The 17,569-nt window shown below is 66.4% G+C and carries 16 protein-coding genes; 9 read left to right on the top strand and 7 right to left on the bottom strand.

Features of this window, described 5'->3' with window-relative positions:
* The first annotated feature begins 146 nt into the window (after positions 1 to 146).
* The 3 genes from dnaE (at position 147) to N5J73_RS02040 (ending at position 5,739) form a co-directional block, all read left to right on the top strand.
* Complete coding sequence (gene dnaE / locus N5J73_RS02050) at positions 147 to 3,740, top strand: DNA polymerase III subunit alpha (RefSeq protein WP_049445354.1); 3,594 nt, start codon at positions 147 to 149, stop codon at positions 3,738 to 3,740.
* A 56-nt stretch (positions 3,741 to 3,796) separates the two neighbouring features.
* Entirely contained in the window at positions 3,797 to 4,666 is an 870-nt protein-coding gene (locus N5J73_RS02045; RefSeq protein WP_049445357.1) for a hypothetical protein, read from the top strand.
* Between the two features lie 113 nt (positions 4,667 to 4,779).
* Positions 4,780 to 5,739 carry an acetyl-CoA carboxylase carboxyltransferase subunit alpha gene (locus N5J73_RS02040; protein WP_032128332.1) on the top strand — a complete coding sequence of 320 codons (960 nt, stop codon included), beginning with the start codon at positions 4,780 to 4,782 and terminating at the stop codon, positions 5,737 to 5,739.
* A 343-nt stretch (positions 5,740 to 6,082) separates the two neighbouring features.
* On the opposite strand, the gene N5J73_RS02035 is transcribed toward N5J73_RS02040, so the two are convergent.
* A complete protein-coding gene (locus N5J73_RS02035) occupies positions 6,083 to 6,538 on the bottom strand; it encodes a CopD family protein (RefSeq protein ID WP_005408730.1) in 456 nt (151 codons plus the stop codon).
* A 147-nt stretch (positions 6,539 to 6,685) separates the two neighbouring features.
* Here N5J73_RS02035 and N5J73_RS02030 point away from each other — a divergent pair, with 147 nt between their 5' ends.
* Positions 6,686 to 7,276, top strand: a complete 591-nt coding sequence (locus N5J73_RS02030) for a class I SAM-dependent methyltransferase (RefSeq protein ID WP_049445359.1) — start codon at positions 6,686 to 6,688, stop codon at positions 7,274 to 7,276.
* Between the two features lie 93 nt (positions 7,277 to 7,369).
* Positions 7,370 to 8,677: a polyhydroxyalkanoate depolymerase gene (gene phaZ / locus N5J73_RS02025; RefSeq protein WP_049445361.1), complete on the top strand. Its 1,308-nt coding sequence runs from the start codon at positions 7,370 to 7,372 to the stop codon at positions 8,675 to 8,677.
* Between the two features lie 121 nt (positions 8,678 to 8,798).
* On the opposite strand, the gene N5J73_RS02020 is transcribed toward phaZ, so the two are convergent.
* Both N5J73_RS02020 and N5J73_RS02015 read right to left on the bottom strand, forming a co-directional pair.
* Positions 8,799 to 9,788, bottom strand: a complete 990-nt coding sequence (locus N5J73_RS02020; protein ID WP_164078523.1) for a sensor domain-containing protein — start codon at positions 9,786 to 9,788, stop codon at positions 8,799 to 8,801.
* Entirely contained in the window at positions 9,785 to 10,150 is a 366-nt protein-coding gene (locus N5J73_RS02015) for a PadR family transcriptional regulator (protein ID WP_004150914.1), read from the bottom strand. Before N5J73_RS02015 ends, N5J73_RS02020 begins: the two co-directional genes overlap by 4 nt.
* 136 nt (positions 10,151 to 10,286) lie before the next feature.
* On the opposite strand from N5J73_RS02015, the gene N5J73_RS02010 reads away from it, so the two are divergent.
* Positions 10,287 to 11,189, top strand: a complete 903-nt coding sequence (locus N5J73_RS02010; protein ID WP_049445367.1) for a peptidylprolyl isomerase — start codon at positions 10,287 to 10,289, stop codon at positions 11,187 to 11,189.
* Between the two features lie 597 nt (positions 11,190 to 11,786).
* On the opposite strand, the gene N5J73_RS02005 is transcribed toward N5J73_RS02010, so the two are convergent.
* On the bottom strand, positions 11,787 to 12,659 hold the full coding sequence (locus tag N5J73_RS02005) for a DMT family transporter (RefSeq protein ID WP_049446635.1): 873 nt from the start codon (positions 12,657 to 12,659) through the stop codon (positions 11,787 to 11,789).
* Between the two features lie 115 nt (positions 12,660 to 12,774).
* On the opposite strand from N5J73_RS02005, the gene N5J73_RS02000 reads away from it, so the two are divergent.
* Together N5J73_RS02000 and N5J73_RS01995 are read left to right on the top strand one after the other, a co-directional pair.
* The gene (locus N5J73_RS02000) at positions 12,775 to 13,719 is read left to right on the top strand and encodes a LysR substrate-binding domain-containing protein (RefSeq protein ID WP_049446637.1); all 945 of its coding nucleotides are present in this window, start codon (positions 12,775 to 12,777) and stop codon (positions 13,717 to 13,719) included.
* A 68-nt stretch (positions 13,720 to 13,787) separates the two neighbouring features.
* Positions 13,788 to 14,081 (top strand): hypothetical protein, encoded by a 294-nt coding sequence (locus N5J73_RS01995; RefSeq protein ID WP_005408721.1) that lies wholly within the window; start codon positions 13,788 to 13,790, stop codon positions 14,079 to 14,081.
* 31 nt (positions 14,082 to 14,112) lie between these two features.
* Here the strand turns inward: N5J73_RS01995 and N5J73_RS01990 are convergent, their stop codons facing one another.
* Both N5J73_RS01990 and N5J73_RS01985 read right to left on the bottom strand, forming a co-directional pair.
* Entirely contained in the window at positions 14,113 to 14,892 is a 780-nt protein-coding gene (locus tag N5J73_RS01990) for a DUF4349 domain-containing protein (RefSeq protein WP_180839121.1), read from the bottom strand.
* Positions 14,893 to 14,924: 32 nt separating this feature from the next.
* Positions 14,925 to 15,281 carry a GFA family protein gene (locus tag N5J73_RS01985; RefSeq protein ID WP_049446638.1) on the bottom strand — a complete coding sequence of 119 codons (357 nt, stop codon included), beginning with the start codon at positions 15,279 to 15,281 and terminating at the stop codon, positions 14,925 to 14,927.
* Positions 15,282 to 15,393: 112 nt separating this feature from the next.
* Between N5J73_RS01985 and N5J73_RS01980 the strand changes: the two genes are divergently transcribed.
* The gene (locus N5J73_RS01980; RefSeq protein ID WP_049446640.1) at positions 15,394 to 17,202 is read left to right on the top strand and encodes a DUF885 domain-containing protein; all 1,809 of its coding nucleotides are present in this window, start codon (positions 15,394 to 15,396) and stop codon (positions 17,200 to 17,202) included.
* 84 nt (positions 17,203 to 17,286) lie between these two features.
* Here the strand turns inward: N5J73_RS01980 and N5J73_RS01975 are convergent, their stop codons facing one another.
* A complete protein-coding gene (locus N5J73_RS01975) occupies positions 17,287 to 17,523 on the bottom strand; it encodes a hypothetical protein (protein ID WP_049446642.1) in 237 nt (78 codons plus the stop codon).
* Positions 17,524 to 17,569 lie beyond the last annotated feature (46 nt).

Genomic DNA, 17,569 nt, shown 5'->3' with positions numbered 1-17,569 from the left:
TGAATCCGGCGCCACGCCGTGCCCCTGTCAAGCCTTGTCGCAACCCCCTGCCCTCGCTACCCTGACCGGGCACTCCAGCGCTTCCCGACCCCGGCGACGATTTCCCCGTCAGCACCCGGGGCCCGCGCGCTCCAACCTGGTCCGGCATGTCCAACTCCCGCTTCGTACATCTCCACGTCCACACCGAGTTCTCGCTGGCGGACTCCACCATCCGTGTGCCGGCCAAACCGGACCAGGCGGACCCGAAGAAGGCCAAGCAGGCCAACCTGCTGTCGCGCTCGGTCGAGCTGGGGCTGCCCGCGCTGGCGGTGACCGACCTCAACAACCTGTTCGCGCTGGTCAAGTTCTACAAGGCCGCCGAAGGCGTAGGCATCAAGCCGATCGCCGGCGCGGACGTGCTGATCGCCGAAGAGGGCCAGGACCCGTGGCGGATGACGCTGCTGTGCCGCGACCGCGAGGGCTACCTGAGCCTGTCGCGGCTGCTGACCCGCGCCTGGATGGAGGGCCATCGCCCCGAGGGCGGCGTGGCCGTGCACCCGGACTGGCTGAAGGCCGGCAACGCCAACCTGTTCGCATTGGCCGGGCGGCAGAGCCTGGCCGGGCGCCTGGCGCTGGACGGCAAGCATGAACTGGCCGAGCAGCAGCTGGCCGACTGGCAGCGCGTGTTCGGCGATGGCCTGCACCTGGAGCTGACCCGCACCGGCCGCGAGGGCGAGGAAACGTTCAACCAGTTCGCGCTGATGGCCGCCGGCCAGCGTGGCCTGCCGGTGGTGGCCAGCAATGATGTGCGCTTCCTGGCACCCACCGATTTCAGCGCGCACGAAGCGCGCGTGTGCATTTCCACCGGCCGCGTACTGGACGACCCCAAGCGCCCGCGCGAGTACAGCGACCAGCAGTACCTGAAGTCGGCCGAGGAGATGTGCGCGCTGTTCGCCGACATCCCCGATGCGATCGACAACACGCTGGCGCTGGCCGAGCGCTGCAACATCGAGATGCGGCTGGGCACCTACTTCCTGCCCAACTACCCGGTGCCCGACGACGAGACCCTGGACACCTGGATCCAGAAGATGTCGCGCGACGGCCTGGAAGAGCGCCTGGAGAAGAATCCGCTGGCGCCGGGCAAGACCCGCGAGGAGTACTTCGAACGCCTGGAGTTCGAGCTCAATACCATCATCAAGATGGGCTTCCCGGGCTACTTCCTGATCGTTGCCGACTTCATCCAGTGGGGCAAGAACCAGGGCATTCCGATCGGTCCCGGCCGTGGTTCGGGTGCCGGTTCGCTGGTGGCGTGGGCGCTGAAGATCACCGACCTGGACCCGCTGCCGTACAACCTGCTGTTCGAGCGCTTCCTGAACCCGGAACGCGTGTCGATGCCCGACTTCGACATCGACTTCTGCATGGACCGCCGCGACGAGGTGATCGACTACGTCGCGCGCAAGTACGGGCGCGAGCGCGTCAGCCAGATCATCACCTACGGCACCATGGCCGCCAAGGCAGTGGTGCGCGACTCCGGCCGCGTGCTGGGCTTCCCGTACGGCCTGGTCGACGGCGTCTCCAAGCTGATCCCGAACATCCTCGGCATCCACCTGAAGGATGCGCTGGGCAAGGGCAAGGAAGGCCCGAGCTCGGAAATGGCCTCGGCCGAACTGATCCAGCGCTACGAGACCGAGGACGACGTCCGCGACCTGATCGACCTGGCGCTGCAGCTGGAAGACCTGACCCGCAACGCCGGCAAGCACGCCGGTGGCGTGGTGATCGGGCCCGAGCCGCTGAGCGAGTTCTGCCCGCTCTACGCCGAACACGACGAGAACGGCCTGGGCAAGAACCCGGTCACCCAGTTCGACAAGAACGACGTGGAAGAAGTGGGCCTGGTGAAGTTCGACTTCCTGGGCCTGCGCACGCTGACCATCATCGACTGGGCGGTGAAGGCGATCAACAAGCGCCATGAGCGCGCCGGCATTCCGCCGGTGGACATCGCCGCGATTCCGCTGGACGACACGCCCACCTACAAGGACATCTTCGCCAACGGCAATACCGGCGCGGTGTTCCAGTTCGAATCCTCGGGCATGCGCCGCCTGCTGAAGGACGCGCGCCCCGACCGTTTCGAAGACCTGATCGCACTGGTGTCGCTGTACCGCCCCGGCCCGATGGACCTGATTCCTTCGTTCAACGCGCGTAAGCACGGCCAGGAAGAAATCATCTATCCCGATCCGCGCACCGAAGCCATCCTGAAGGACACCTACGGCATCATGGTGTACCAGGAGCAGGTGATGCAGATGGCGCAGATCGTCGGCGGCTACTCGCTGGGCGGCGCCGACCTGCTGCGCCGCGCGATGGGCAAGAAGGTGCCGGCCGAAATGGCCAAGCACCGCGAGATCTTCCGCGAAGGCGCGGCCAAGGACGGCGTGGACGAGGCCAAGGCCGACGCGATCTTCGACCTGATGGAGAAGTTCGCCGGCTACGGCTTCAACAAGTCGCACGCCGCCGCCTACGCGCTGGTCAGCTACCAGACCGCGTGGTTGAAGCGCCATTACCCGGCCGAGTTCATGGCGGCCACGCTGTCCTCGGACCTGGACAACACCGAGAAGGTGGTCGGCTTCCTGGATGAGGTGCGCAACCTCGGCCTGACCGTGCTGCCGCCCAAGGTGAACCACTCCGCCTTCATGTTCGAAGCGGTGACACCGGACACCATCCAGTACGGCCTCGGTGCGATCAAGGGCGTTGGCCAGGGGGCCTGCGAGGCGGTGGTCGAAGAGCGGTTGAAGGGCGGCCCGTTCAAGGACCTGCTCGACTTCTGCACCCGCGTCGGCTCGGCCAAGCTCAACCGGCGCACGCTGGAAGCGATGATCAACTGTGGTGCGCTGGACGAGCTCGGCCGCAACCGTGCCTCGCTGATGCTGCAGCTGCCGGAGGTGATCAAGGCTACCGACCAGATGGCGCGCGAACGTGCGTCGGGCCAGAACTCGCTGTTCGGCGGCCCCGATCCGAGCACCGTTTCGATCCAGCTGGACCTGCCCGAAGCCGAGGAATGGCCGCTGCTGCAGCGCCTGAACGGCGAGCGCGACACACTGGGCTTCTACCTCAGCGGACACCCGTTCGATCCCTGGCGCGACGATGTGCGCGACCTGGTCGGCAACGACCTGGGCTCGGTGGAGAAGATCTGGAGCGCCAACAGCGGTGGCGGCGGTGGTGGTGGCGAGAAGCGCTGGCGCCCGGAAGTGCAGACCGTGCTGGCCGGCCAGGTGGTCGGCGTGCGCCGCAAGGGCGAGAGCCAGATCTTCATCCAGCTCGAGGACGGCCGTGGTCGCGTCGAGTGCAGCGCGTTTTCCGACGCGATGGCCGAGTTCGGCCACCTCATGACCAAGGACCGCATCCTGGTGGTCAAGGGTGGCCTGCGTGAGGACGAATTCAACGGCGGCTTCGCGCTGCGCATCCGCCAGTGCTGGGACTTCGACGAAGTCTGCGCCAACTACGCCACGCGCCTGTCGCTGCGCCTGGACCTGCGCCAGCAGCGCCCGGTCTGGGAGCGCATCGATGCCCTGCTTGACCGCCATCGCCCGGGGCGCACGCCGCTGCGCCTGGACCTGCTGCTGAAGGGTCCGCACGGCGGCGTCGCCGGCATGCTCGATGTGTCCGGGCAGAGCGCGGTGCGCATCGATTCCAAGCTGATGGAGGCACTGCGCGCCGATCCCGCCGTGCGCACACTGAAGGTGCGCTACAGCCCGCCGTGGGCCAGCTGAGGTCGGCTCCTCCGTATTCCTGTATTTCCCGTTCCAGTCATCAAGGACGATTGCCAATGAAGACCCTGCTGTTCCCGTTCGCCGCCGCGCTGGCCCTGGCCGCCTGCTCGCCCTCGAAGGTCGAGTTCCAGATCGACAACCCGACCGATGCGCCGCTGGCCCTGAGCATCGATGGCAAGGACCTGCCGGTCGCCGCACAGGGCTCGCGCCCGATTTCGCTGGCCGTGGGCGAGCATCGCCTGCACACCGACAAGCTCGGCGACGTGCGCTTCATCGTCTACGTGGACGGTCGTGGCGGCCTGATCAACCCGACCCTGAGCGAGTACGTGATCGCCCGCGAGATCTATGTCACCGACGAGAGCAAGCTGAAGAACTTCGGCACCGGCAAGGCCGGCATCGAGCTGGGCGGTGTCGACTTCGAAGGCCCGTTCGAGAAGAGCCACGAACTGTTCATCGACAAGACCTGGACCTACGGCGTGCGCGAACCCTTCCCGAAGGAAAAGGTGGTGGCCCACGTCGACGCCAGCGGTGGCCAGATCGTGGCCAAGGTGTTCACCGCGCCGGACTTCATCGCTTACGTGGAAGAAGGCATGGGCGAGCCCGGCGCGTTCAAGCGCGAGCAGCCGGCCGGCTACGTGGCCCCGGCGTTCAGCCTGGAACCGGCCCCGGCCAGCCTGCCGGCGCTGGTGCCGGCCTTCGAGGCGCATGCCGCGCCGCTGCGCGAGGTCTATGCGCGCTGGCTGAAGGCGACCACCGCCGATGAACAGAAGGCTCTGCGCAAGCAGGACTTCGCCGCGCAGATGGCCTTCACCTCGGCCACCGCCACCCTGGGCAGCGGGCTGGGACGTGAAGCCAACGAGGCCTACAACGACTTCGTTTCCCAGCGCAGCCAGCTGATGGGCCGCAGCGCGCTGGTGGTGCCCTGAGCTGACTGGCACGCCCCGCCCGGCTGCGCTACCGTCGCCTTCCAGACGAAGGCGTACGGGTGGTTTGCACGCATTCGGCTAGAATTCCCCTCTTCTTTACACGACGGCTTCCTATGAATCCGAACTACCTCGACTTCGAGCAACCCATCGCCGACCTGGAAGCCAAGATCCAGGAACTGCGCAACGCCAGTGCCGGGCCGGCGGTCAATGTCGAGGCGGAAGTGCACGCGCTGCAGGACAAGCTGCGCATGCGCACCGCGCAGATCTTCCGCAACCTGACCTCGTGGCAGGTGCTGCAGCTGGCCCGTCACCCGTCGCGTCCGTACACCGCCGACTACCTCCGCGTCATGTTCGATGAGTTCCAGGAGCTGGCCGGCGACCGTGCCTTCGCCGACGACAAGGCGATCATGGGTGGCCTGGCCCGCATCAACGGCCGTGCAGTGATGGTGATCGGCCACCAGAAGGGCCGCGACACCAAGGAAAAGATCAAGCGCAACTTCGGCATGCCCAAGCCGGAGGGCTACCGCAAGGCGCTGCGCCTGATGAAGATGGCCGAGCGCTTCGGCCTGCCGGTGCTGACCCTGATCGACACCGCCGGCGCCTGGCCGGGCATCGACGCCGAATCGCGCGGCCAGTCCGAAGCGATCGCGCGCAACCTGATCGAGATGGCCGAGCTGAAGGTGCCGATCATCTGCACCGTGATCGGTGAGGGCGGCTCCGGCGGCGCGTTGGCGCTGGGCGTGGGCGACCGCACCGTGATGCTGGAATACTCGGTGTATTCGACCATCACCCCGGAAGGCTGCGCCTCGATCCTGTGGAAGGACGCCGGCAAGGCCAAGGACGCCGCCGAACAGCTGGGCCTGACCGCCCCGCGCCTGAAGAGCCTGGGCCTGGTCGACAAGGTCGTGCGCGAGCCGACCGGCGGCGCCCACCGCAACCCGACGCAGATGGCCAAGCGCCTGAAAGCGGTGCTGCTGAACGAACTGGACGCGCTGGACAAGCTGTCCACCGAACAGCTGCTGGAACAGCGCTACGCGCGCCTGCGCAGCTACGGCACGTACGAAGCGGCCTGATCACTACCTGAGTCGGACAAGAAAAGAGCCGGGCAGATGCCCGGCTTTTTCTGTCTGTACCTCGCACAGCTTATCCGCATGGTGTGAACCTGCTGGGTGCAGCTGCGGCCGTTGACGTTCGGGTCCGCCATGAGCGAGCCGAGCATCGCAGGGGAATCAGGGGCGAAGAGGCGCCACTGCTTCTGTAGAGCCGACTGTTAGTCGGCTGACTTCTGCGCGCCGTCCCCTGATTCACCGAGACGCGCAGGTAACCGGTGCGCAGCACCTGCTCGCGTTCGGCGGCGTGTTCTTTGGTTACTTTCTTGCACGAGCAAGAAAGTGACATGTTCGAACGCGCGGGATCTCAGAAAGGCTTGGCCAGCACCAGCCACACGATCGGAATGAAGGCCAGCAGCGGGATCTCGTTGATCCAGCGCAGCGCGCGCGACGACGGCAGCGCCCTGCCCTTGGCCACGCCCTTGAGCAGGCGGCCGATCCAGCCGAAGTACACCAACAGCAGCACCACCAGCCCCAGCTTGGCGTGCAGCCAGCCGGCGCCGCCGGGCGCGACCATGGTCGGGAAATCGGGGATGACCTTGTAGCCCAGCCACAGCACCAGACCGAGCAGGAATGCCAGCCCGAACATCGAGTGGCCGAAGCGGTACAGGCGCAGGCCCATCAGCTGCAGGCGCTCGGTCACCGCCGGCTGGCCTGCAGTCTCGGCCAGGTTCACCAGGATACGCGGCAGATAGAACACCGTGGCCATCCACGCCACCACGAACACGATGTGGAAGGTCTTGACCCAGTAGTAGCTCTGCATGCGCTCGCTCCGGCGGCTGGCGTAGGTTGGCGGCCATTCTCGCATGCCGTGGCGAAGCCGCTGCAGGCACGCACGCCGCGACACATCGACGCATGGCGCGTCGCAACACCGTACGATAGGCGCCGTTTTCCCGATCGCGCACCGCCCATGGACAAGACCTACGACGCCGCCTACTTCCAACGCTGGTACCGCCGTGCCGACATCGGCGGCAGCGCCCGCCTGGCGCGCAAGGTCGCCTTGGCCGTGGCCAGTGCCGAGTACTACCTGGAGCGGCCGATCCGCAGTGTGCTGGACATCGGCTGCGGTGAAGGCGCCTGGCGCGCGCCCCTGCTGAAGCTGCGTCCGAAGGTCGAATACCTCGGCTTCGACAGCAGCGAGTACGCTGTGCGCCGCTACGGCAGGACCCGCAACCTGCACATGGCCCGCTTCGGCGATTTCGCCTGGCTGCGGCCCTGTGCCCCGGTCGACCTGCTGATCTGCTCGGACGTGATGCACTACGTGCCCGACCGCGAGCTGCGTGCAGGACTGGCCGGCGTGGCCGAGCTGACCGGCGGCGTGGCCTTCCTGGAGACCTTCGCCGCCGAGGATGCGTTCGAGGGCGACCACGACGGCTTCCAGGCCCGCCCAGCGCGCTGGTACCGCCGCACGCTGGCCCGGCAGGGCCTGCAGCCGGTAGGGTCACACTGCTGGCTCGGCCCCGCTCTGGCAGGCGATACGGCGGCTCTGGAACGGATGTGAATCCGGATTCATTATTTTCAGCGAACTTAACCTGCGGGACACCCGGATGGGATATGCTGCGCGGCAACATATGACCATACATATTCGGTCGTCATGCTCTATCAACTGCACGAACTGACCCGCAACCTGCTCGCCCCCTGGGTGCACCAGGCCCAGGCCAACGCCAGGTTCTTCGCCAACCAGGGCCACTGGTGGTCGCAGATGCCCGGCGCTGATCGCCTGGCGGCGGTCAATGAACTCTTCCACCGCATCGGCAAGGATTACGAGAAGCCCGAGTGGGGCATCAACGAAATCGACGTCGATGGCGAACGCGTGCCGATCGTCGTGCACGAGGAAGTAAGCAAGCCGTTCTGCAAGCTGCTGCGCTTCAAGCGCCACAGCAATGAAGCCGACCAGCTGCACACCATGCTCAACCAGCCGTTCGTGCTGGTGGTGGCGCCGCTGTCCGGCCACCACGCCACGCTGCTGCGCGATACCGTGCGCACGCTGCTGCGCGACCACCGCGTGTACGTCACCGACTGGGTGGATGCGCGCATGGTGCCGGCCAGCGAAGGCGAATTCGGCCTGGACGACTACATCGCCTACATCCAGGAATTCATCCGCCACCTCGGCGTGGAGCGCCTGCACGTGGTAAGCGTGTGCCAGCCGACCGTACCGGTACTGGCTGCGGTTTCGCTGATGGCCAGCCGTGGCGAGCCGACGCCGCGCACGCTGGTGATGATGGGTGGCCCGATCGATGCGCGCTGCAGCCCGACCGCAGTGAACAACCTGGCCACGCAGAACCCGCTGTCGTGGTTCGAGAACAACGTCATCCACACTGTGCCGGCCAGCTATCCCGGCGCCGGCCGTCGCGTGTATCCGGGCTTCCTGCAGCACGCCGGCTTCCTGTCGATGAACCCCAGCCGCCACTTCAGCTCGCACTGGGATTTCTACACCGACCTGGTCAAGGGCGACCTGGAAGACGCCGACGCGCACCGTCGTTTCTACGACGAGTACAACGCGGTGCTGGACATGCCGGCCAAGTACTACCTGGATACGATTTCCGTGGTGTTCCAGGACTTCCTGCTGCCGCGTGGCGAGTGGGTGGTCAACGGCGAGAAGGTCGATCCGTCGGCGATCCGCGATACCGCGCTGCTCAGCATCGAAGGCGAGCTGGACGATATCGCCGGCCTCGGCCAGACCGAAGCCGCGCAGGCGCTGTGCACCGGCATCGACGCTGACCGCCGCGAGCATTTCATCGTCGAAGGCGCGGGCCACTACGGCATCTTCAGCGGCCGTCGCTGGCGCGAAGTGGTGTACCCGAAGGTGCGCGACTTCTTCGCCGCGCATGCCGAAGCACCGGCGGCGAAGGCCGCGAAGAAGAAGAGCAACGTCACCCCGTTGCGCCGAAAGGCGGGGTAACTCGCCTCTGGTGGGTGCCGACCTTGGTTGGCGCTCTACCATGAATCCCGGTATCTGATGGATGGTGCTAACCAAGGTTGGCACCTGCCAAAGCGAAGCCCACCAAAGCGTGGATTTCCGCTTACAACCGCACCAGCAGGTTCTTGGCGATCAGCCCATGCAGCTTGCCGATGCCGCGTGCCAGATGCATCGTCAGCAGCAGCAACAACGCGCCGACAGCAGCAACCACGATCGCCACCAGCGGCGAGGCCGCCATCGGCAGCACATTCACGTCGTTGATGTAGATGCCGGGGATGTCGCCACTGAAGATGGCCGCAACCGGTGCCCAGATCAGGCTCAGCGACAGCGACAGCAACGTCACCGCGAGGGTGAAGTAGATGACGCCCAGCGGCAGCATCAGCACGAAGTACAGCAGGGTCAGCCAGGTGCGGCCATCGGTGAACATGTCGCCGATGCGCTGCAGCCACGTGCGGCTGCGGTCGGTGTAACGCGGGCGGCGCGGCATGCGTTCATCCAGCAGCGCTTCCACCAGCCGTCCTTCCAGCAGCGCCAGCCCGCGCACCGAGCCGAAGAACAGCACGGTCAACGGAATGCCGACGATCAGGATCAGCAGGCCCAGTGACAGCGACAGGCCGGTGACCACCCAGGTGAAGAAGAAGATGCCGGTGGCCAGCGACAGCAGCATGTAGAACAGCGCGCCATAGGTGTGCGGATCGGTCACCACGCCGAAGAAGCGCGCCAGCAGCGAGCGCTGCACCGGCACCGGCAGCGGTGCAGCTGGCTCGAAGCCACTGGCTTCGGCCGCCGCACGCAGCACCGGTGCGGTATCCGCACGCGGCGTACGCAGCGCGCGGTTCACCGTCACTTCGGTCTCGCGGTAGATCTCGGCCACTTCGTCCGGCGCGCCATAGCTGCCGGCAACGTCGGCGATCACCTCGGCCTCGCTGCGGCCGGGCTGCGCCGCCAGCTCCGAACGCAGGTACTCCTCGGCGTCGTACAGCGCGTCCTGCACCATCGCCGGGTCGGCACCTTCCAGCGCCGCGCGCAGCTGCGCCAGGTACTGCGGGATGGTCGTGGGCAGGGCTCGGCCTGCCAGGCTCGGGTCGTTCATTGCGGTACCCCCTCCAACACGGAATCGACGGAATCGCGGGTGGCCTGCCAGGCCTGGCGCCACTGCGCCAGCACCTCGCGGCCACGTTCATTGATGCGGTAGTAGCGCCGCGGCGGTCCGCTGCTGGACGGCTCCACATGGCTTTCCAGCAGCCCAGCGCCCTCCAGGTTGCGCAGCACCGGGTACAGCGCGCTCTGCTTGCCGCTCAGCACGCCCTCGCCCACCCGCTCCAGCTCCTTGGCAATGAGATAGCCGTACAGCGGCTCCCCGGCCCGGGCCAGCACCGCCAGCAGGGCCAGCGACACCGTTCCGGCGCTGAGCTCCTTCTGGAACTTCTTCAGGTGGACATCGTCCTCGGACATGACCGGCCCTCCACTACGTTGAAGTCCACAGTAGTGCGAAGTTCGGTATAGCGAATGTGTCGTTAGTCATCGTGCCGGTTGGCGAGACCAGGCCGCTCGCGCAGAATCGAAGCCTCGTTCATGTTCCGGGGTTCCCATGCCGCACCGTCGTCGCCTTGGCCTGACCGCCCTCGCCCTGGCCTGCCTGTTGCCCGCCATGGCCAGCGCGGCCTCGCCTTACCGCAGCCCGCAGCAGATCCTGGACGCTTCGGCCGCCAGCGACTGGCGCACCCCGGACCCGGCCAACCTGCTGTACATGGACCTGCCGGCTGGGCGGGTGATCATCGAGCTGGCGCCGCAGTTCGCCCCGCGCCATGTCGCCAACATCCAGACCTTCGCCCACGAGCACTTCTGGGACGGCACCAGCATCTACCGCTCGCAGGACAACTTCGTGGTGCAGTTCGGCGATGCCGACGCCGATGACGCGGCCAAGGCCAAGCCGTTCGGCAGCGCCGCGCGCAAGCTGCCGGCCGAGTTCGAACGCGCCAGCGCCGGCCTGAAGGTCAGCGTGCTGCCGGACCGCGATGGCTGGGCCGCGCAGACCGGCTTCGTCGACGGCTTCCCGGTCGGCCAGGACCCGCAGGCCGGCAAGGCCTGGCTGGCACACTGTTACGGCATGCTCGGCGCCGGCCGCAGCAACGAGGAAGACAGCAGCATCGGCGCCGAACTCTATGTGGTGACCGGCCAGTCACCGCGCCAGCTGGACCGCAACATCACCCTGGTCGGCCGCGTGCTGAAGGGCATGGAACTGCTCAGCGCGACGCCGCGCGGCCCGGCGCCGATGGGCTTCTACACCGACCCGAAGCTGCGCACGCCGATCGTGTCGATCCGCCGTGCCAGCGATGTGCCGGTGGCCGAGCGCACACCGATCCAGGTACTGCGCACCGATTCGAAGACCTTCGCCGATACGGTAGAGGCGCGACGCAATCGCGTGGATGATTTCTACAAGCGCCCGGCGGGGCATATCGATCTCTGCAATATTCCGGTGCCGGTGCGGTAGGAGCCTGGCTTGCTGCGCGTTGCGCGTGCTGAAGGTACGTCACTGTTCATGGGCGTTACTTTTCTTTGTACGCAAAGAAAAGTAACCAAAAGAAACGTTCCGCCGGTCGCGAGCCGGCGCTGCGCGCCGGTACCCTGCGCTCCTCGGCCCGTCGAGGGACGGCGCGGAGAGCAGCCGAGCATGGCTCGGCTCTACAAAAGTGCGTGGCGCCTCTTCGCCCTCGCCGGACCTGCGGTGCTCGGCTCGCTCAAGGCAGATCCAAGATCAAAGGCAGAAGCGCTCGCTTCGCTCGCCGGGCCCGGCCCGGCACTACCAAGCATCGTCGTGCAGCTGTGACTCTTGACCTTGGGTCCGCCTTGAGCGAGCCGAGCATCGCAGGGGAATCAGGGGCGAAGAGGTGCCGATGTCTGAGCGCAGCGAGTTCGGCACCGTCCCCTGATTCACCGAGAAGCGCAGGGGACCGACGTGCGAAGCACGGCGGCTCGCGACCTGGCGGCGCGTTTCTTTTGGTTACTTTTCTTTTCGCGCGAAAAGAAAAGTGACGCCCATGAACAATGAAGCACCTTCAGCACGCGCCACGCGCAAAACGCCAACGCCTCAGCCCTTCTGACTCACCGCCACGCTACCCAGAATCAACGCACCGGCAATCAGCATCTGCAGCGTCACCGGCTCGCCCAGGAACAACCACGCGAACGCCGCGCCGAACAGCGGAATCAGGTACGTCACCGTCGACGCACGTGACGGGCCGATGCGGCCGATCAGGCGGTAGAACATCAGGAACGCCAACCCAGTGCAGGCCACGCCCAGGGCAATCGCCGCGCCCCACGCCTTGCCCGGAATCGCCGCCTGCGGCCAGTGACTCACCGCCATCGGCAGCATCCACAGCGAGGCGCACGACAGCGTTGCCGCAGCCGCAGCCGCCGAGGGCAGGCCGGTCATGTGCCGCTTCACCAGGTTCACCCCCAGGCCGTACAGCAGCGAAGCCGCCGCACCAGCCAGCACCGCGGTGCCGATGCTCAGGCCGGAGACCTTGGCCGTGGCCAGTACCACTACGCCGGCGAAGCCGACCAGCAACGCGCCAGCGCGGCGCATGCCGATCTTTTCACCGAAGAACAGGAAGGCGATCAGCGCGGCGAACAGCACGGTCATCGCATTGCAGATCGCACCGATCGCGGCCGGCGCCTGTTCGGCGGCATAAGCAAACAGCACGAACGGCAACGCCGAGTTGATCAGGCCGATCGGTGCCAGCCACAGCCAGCGCCGCGGCGGGAACTGCGCGCGGGCGCGCCACAGAAACGGCAGCAACACCAGCGCGCCCAGCACCAGTCGCACCTCGACCAGCGCGAACGGGCCGAACGACGGCACCGCCACCCGCATGAACAGGAACGAGCAGCCCCAGATGGCGCCCAGCAGGGTCAATTCCAGCGGTGTGCGCCAGTCGCGCTCGGCCGCCTGTGGGACCGCATTCATGCCTTGCCTCCGTACATCGTCAATTCCTCGCCAAGACGGATAGGATCAGGCGCAGACGCCCGCCGCACAAGCGCGTAGTATCGCTGCCAGCCACAAATATGGTTTGAGGCTCGACATGCTGCTACGCCCTTCCCTGCTACCCGCACTGGCCGTGTTCGCGGTCGCGGCGCGCCACCAGAATTTCGCCCAGGCCGCGCAGGAGCTGCACCTGACCGCCAGCGCGGTCAGCCACCATGTGCGCCGTCTGGAAGAAGTGCTGGAAGTTCGCCTGTTCCTGCGCCACGCCCGTGGCGTGCGCCTGACCGCCGAGGGCCGGCAGCTGGCCGATGCCGCCAGCGCTGCCTTCACCGATGTCGCGGCCGTCGCCCATCACCTGCAGCCTGATGCCGACAGCGTGCCGTTGCGGGTCACTACGCTACGCTCGCTCTCATACTGCTGGCTGCTGCCACGGCTGCCGCGCTTCACCCAGGCCTACCCGCACATCCGCATCGAGCTGCATACCGGCAGCGGGCTGGATCGCTATGACGACAACGGCCCGGAAGTGGGAATCCGCTATGGCCTGGGCCAATGGCCCGGCCTGCGTGCGCAGCACCTGATGGATGACTACCTGTTCCCGGTCGCCTCGCCGGCACTGGCCGGGGTCGAAACGCTGGTCGATCCGGCGCGCATCGCCGACCTGCCGCTGCTGACCGATCTGTCACCGCAGGGCTGGCGCGACTGGTTCCGCCACGCGGGCGTGCGCCCGCCGTCGCCGCTGCCACCGATGCACACCTTCGCCGACAGCACCGATGCGATGCGTGCAGCGGTGTATGGCATGGGCGCGGTGCTGGCGCGCACCCACATCGCCCAGCCCTATATGCAACGCTACGAAGTGGTGCGCCTGCCCGGCCCGGCGCTGAAGGCGCGCTATGCGTATCACGTGGTGCATGCCGAAGGACAACCGCCCAGCCCCGCCGCACGCCTGTTCATCGACTGGCTGCTGGAGCAGGCGCAGGACGAACGCACACCGATTCCCGCATTGCCGGACAGCCTGCTCGGGCGCCCGGCCACACGCGCCTGACTGCACCCTCACCCGTTCTTTGCCCGGCGCTGGCTAGGCTGAAGGCAACTCCACAACGTACCTACGCCATGGCCATGCTGCGACTGCGCATCACCGGAACTGAAGACGACGCCCGTGCCATCAGCGACCTGCTGCTCGGCCTGGAGGGCATCGAGCATGTCGAGGAAACCGACGACCTGATGCCGCACATGGACGACGACGATTCCAGCTCGGCTGGGCTGTCCGATGACATCGGCCCGGGCATCCATGAGCTGGAAGTGGAAGTGGGCAATGAAAGCACCGCGCAGAAGGTGCGCGACGCGGTGCAGGAACTCGCGCTGGAGTTGGACGTGTTCGTCGAGTACGAGACTGACGAGGGCTGATGCCGGCAGGCTACCGGCATCAGCCTTCACCTCAGAGGTTGGGCGGTAGCTTGCGACGGCGGCGACGCCACCACGCCCGCACACCCCAGGCCGCGAACAAGGCCAGCACCGCCACCGGCAGCAGCGCGGCAACCGCGCGGATCAGGAACGCCACGCTGGTGCTGAGGATGCTGCCCGACTCGCTCAGCGCCTCACCGATTTCGCTGCGGCTGCGTTGGCCCGAGGTGGTGTCGAAATGGATCGTCACCAGCTGGGTATCGATGCGTCGACGTTGCTGCGCTGAATCCTTGTTGGCCTGTTCGACGCCGGCTTCGATCTCGGACAGGCGCGTGGTGATCGCCATCAGGTCCTCGATCTTCAGGTCCTTGCGATCCTGGTAGGACAGCAGCCGCGCGTGCTCCTTCTCCAGCCGTGCCTTGGTCAGTGCCGTATCGGCCACCGCCTGAGCGAGGTCCTCGGCGCGCGTATTGCGTGACTGCAGCTTGCCCCCTTCACCGGCCAACGCGATCAACGGCTCGGTGCCCTTCGGTGCAATCCGCACCTTGACCTCGCCACTGGGCTGCTCGCCACTGCGCTGGTCGACCTGCAGCACCGCACAGTCACCGAACTTCGCGCTCTGGCAGGCCTGTGCCACCTGCTGGATGCGCGGTGCGATCTCTCCCGCTTCCAGCTGCACCTGCACGTCGTGTTCGTAGGCGAGGAATGCGCCTTCCGGTGAAGCAACAGCAGCTTCGGCGGCAGTGGCGCCCGCATCGGCCGCGCGCTCACCATTTTTTGCACAGGCTGCCAGCGCCAGCAGCAATACCGGCATCGCTGCCACGCGCGCCCACGTACGCACCGGCCTCACAGTGCGGCTCCGTCGTAGGAGGTCACTGCCAGCGTGGCCAGATTCACTGCAGGCACGCAGCGCACGTTCACCGCCACCATCGGCGTACCGCTGCGCGGATCCACCGCCTCGCTGTAGGGGGCAATGCCGCACTCGCGGCAATGGTGATGATTGATGTGCGCCTTGTTGAAGTGATAGGTCGCCACGTCCGCCGGGTCGGTGCTCAGCTGGAACGCCGCGCGCGGGGCGAACCACAGCAGGCCGCCCCGGCGGCGGCACATTGAGCAGTTGCAGTCGATGACGTCGCTGATCGGCGCCTCGGCCTGTACGGTGAATGCGATCCTGCCGCAATGGCAGCTTCCCTGGTATTGCATGTCCTGCGCTCCGCTGGAGGGTCCTTGTCTGCGCCCATGGTAATCCTATGGCACGGGGACAAAGCAGCCCCGGGGCCCTATGCTCGGGGTTTGACCCTGTACAGGAACGCCGATGCGCCCGCATCTTCTTGCCCTCGCCCTGGTCGCCGCCCTGGCCGGTTGCCAGCCGGCCGACGCCCCGACCAACGCTTCCACTCCGGCCGCCAGCCAGCAGGCCGGTGACGCGGCGGTCGATGCCGCCTTCGCCGATCTGTCCAAGCGCGCCCTGGACACCTGGATGCAGCTGTCGCCGGTCAGCGCCACCCAGATCGGTGACCACCGCTACGACAGCGAGCTGGACGACCTGAGTGCCGCCGGCCAGCAGAAGACCCTGGCCGCCTACAAGGCGCTGCTGGGAGAGCTGGACAAGATCGACGTGGCCAAGCTGGGCCGCGAGAACCAGGTGGACGCGGCGATCCTGCGCAACCAGCTGCAGTCGGAAATCTGGAATGCCGAAGTGCTGCAGTCCGGCAAGTGGGACCCGCAGCTGTACAACGGCATCGCCGGCAGCGCGATCTACGGCCTGATGGCCCGCGAGTTCGCGCCGCTGCCGGAGCGCCTGAAGTCGGCCACCGCGCGCATGGAAAAGCTGCCGGCGATCTTCGCCCAGGCCCGCGAGAACCTGGATCCGGCGCGCGTGCCGAAGATCCATGCCGAGACCGTGGCCAAGCAGAACAAGGGCATCCTCAGCATCGTCGATACCTTCATCACCCCGCACATCGGCGAACTGCCGCAGGCTGACCAGCAGCGCCTGCAGGCCGCCATCGACGGCCTGAAGAAGGCCGTGGACGAGCAGCAGACCTGGCTGGACAAGACCCTGGTGCCGAATGCCAAGGGCGACTTCCGCATCGGTGCGGAAAAGTACGACCAGAAGCTGAAGTTCGCACTGAGTTCCTCGCTGTCGCGCCAGGAAATCGGTGAGCGTGCACGCGCCGAACTCAAGCGCGTGCGCGAAGACATGTACGGCATCGCGCAGACCGTGCTGAAGGACAAGCCGGGCGCGCCGGAGATGCCGGCCCAGCCGACCGACGAGCAGCAGCAGAAGGCGATCGAGGCCGCACTGGAACTGGCCTACGCCGACAAGCCGGCACGCGACAAGGTGGTCGACGATGCCAAGGCCGCGCTGGAGCAGTCCACCGCGTTCGTGCGCGAGCACGACCTGATGACCCTGCCCGACGCACCGGTGGACATCATCCTGATGCCGGAATTCCAGCGCGGCGTGGCCGTGGCCTACTGCGATTCGCCGGGCCCTCTGGACAAGAACTTGAAGACCTTCTACGCCGTGTCGCCGATTCCGGACGACTGGAACGACAAGCAGGTCGACTCGTTCCTGCGTGAGTACAACTCGCGCATGATCCACCTGCTGAGCATCCACGAAGGCACCCCGGGCCACTACCTGGAAGGCTGGCACTCGGCCAAGTTCCCCTCCACCCTGCGTGCGGTACTGCGTTCGGGCCTGTTCGCCGAAGGCTGGGCGGTCTATACCGAGCGCATGATGCAGGAGCAGGGCTACCTCAACAACGACCCGCTGTTCCACCTGGTGCAGCTGAAGTTCTACCTGCGCACGATCTCCAACGCGATCCTCGACCAGGGCGTGCACGTGGACAACTGGGATCGCGAGAAGGCGATGCACCTGATGACCCACGACGCGTTCCAGCAGGAAAGCGAAGCCTCGGGCAAGTGGGTGCGCGCGCAGCTGACCTCGGCGCAGCTGCCGACCTACTTCGTCGGTGCGCAGGAGCACTTCGATACCCGCAAGGCGATGCAGGACAAGCTGGGCGACAAGTTCAACCTGAAGGCCTACCACGACCAGATGCTGTCCTACGGCGCGCCGCCGGTGCGCTTCGCACGGCAGCTGATGCTGGACCAGCCGATCGAGTGATCGGGACGGTGTGAGATGAAGCGGAGCGGCCCGGGGAAACCCGGGCCGCTTTTTTTGTTCGCCCCTGCTTGGGCTGCTGCCGGGTCAGAGCAGATGGATGTACATTTTCTTTAAGCTCAGCCGCAGATCTACGAAGTACTCGGCACCACAGCCACGACAGGCGGCAGGACAATCCTCATCACTGCCACGCTCGTTTTCCAATGAGCCAGCCACTACCGGGTATCCGCACTCGAAACAGTTGAAAGCCACATGGTTACCATGCGGATCAGCAGGGATCTCGTCACCCTCGCCGTCCATCACGAGAAAATCCGTGATTCTCATCGCCACTCCATCCCGCTGAATTGATGACGACAGACTAGCCAACTCT

It is taken from the genome of Stenotrophomonas sp. GD03654, assembly GCF_029845105.1.
GTDB lineage: Bacteria > Pseudomonadota > Gammaproteobacteria > Xanthomonadales > Xanthomonadaceae > Stenotrophomonas > Stenotrophomonas africana.
This window is presented reverse-complemented; position numbering and strand designations above follow the sequence as displayed.

Bases quoted from the DNA above. Each gene is read 5' to 3' on its own strand.
- N5J73_RS01980 (WP_049446640.1), top strand. From the start codon at position 15,394: ATGCGCCCGCATCTTCTTGCCCTCGCCCTGGTCGCCGCCCTGGCCGGT.
- N5J73_RS02015 (WP_004150914.1), bottom strand. From the start codon at position 10,150: ATGTCCGAGGACGATGTCCACCTGAAGAAGTTCCAGAAGGAGCTCAGC.
- N5J73_RS02005 (WP_049446635.1), bottom strand. From the start codon at position 12,659: ATGAATGCGGTCCCACAGGCGGCCGAGCGCGACTGGCGCACACCGCTG.
- N5J73_RS02030 (WP_049445359.1), top strand. From the start codon at position 6,686: ATGGACAAGACCTACGACGCCGCCTACTTCCAACGCTGGTACCGCCGT.
- N5J73_RS02000 (WP_049446637.1), top strand. From the start codon at position 12,775: ATGCTGCTACGCCCTTCCCTGCTACCCGCACTGGCCGTGTTCGCGGTC.
- N5J73_RS02020 (WP_164078523.1), bottom strand. From the start codon at position 9,788: ATGAACGACCCGAGCCTGGCAGGCCGAGCCCTGCCCACGACCATCCCG.
- N5J73_RS01990 (WP_180839121.1), bottom strand. From the start codon at position 14,892: ATGCCGGTATTGCTGCTGGCGCTGGCAGCCTGTGCAAAAAATGGTGAG.
- N5J73_RS01975 (WP_049446642.1), bottom strand. From the start codon at position 17,523: ATGAGAATCACGGATTTTCTCGTGATGGACGGCGAGGGTGACGAGATC.
- N5J73_RS02045 (WP_049445357.1), top strand. From the start codon at position 3,797: ATGAAGACCCTGCTGTTCCCGTTCGCCGCCGCGCTGGCCCTGGCCGCC.
- phaZ (WP_049445361.1), top strand. From the start codon at position 7,370: ATGCTCTATCAACTGCACGAACTGACCCGCAACCTGCTCGCCCCCTGG.
- N5J73_RS02010 (WP_049445367.1), top strand. From the start codon at position 10,287: ATGCCGCACCGTCGTCGCCTTGGCCTGACCGCCCTCGCCCTGGCCTGC.
- N5J73_RS01985 (WP_049446638.1), bottom strand. From the start codon at position 15,281: ATGCAATACCAGGGAAGCTGCCATTGCGGCAGGATCGCATTCACCGTA.
- N5J73_RS01995 (WP_005408721.1), top strand. From the start codon at position 13,788: ATGGCCATGCTGCGACTGCGCATCACCGGAACTGAAGACGACGCCCGT.
- dnaE (WP_049445354.1), top strand. From the start codon at position 147: ATGTCCAACTCCCGCTTCGTACATCTCCACGTCCACACCGAGTTCTCG.
- N5J73_RS02035 (WP_005408730.1), bottom strand. From the start codon at position 6,538: ATGCAGAGCTACTACTGGGTCAAGACCTTCCACATCGTGTTCGTGGTG.
- N5J73_RS02040 (WP_032128332.1), top strand. From the start codon at position 4,780: ATGAATCCGAACTACCTCGACTTCGAGCAACCCATCGCCGACCTGGAA.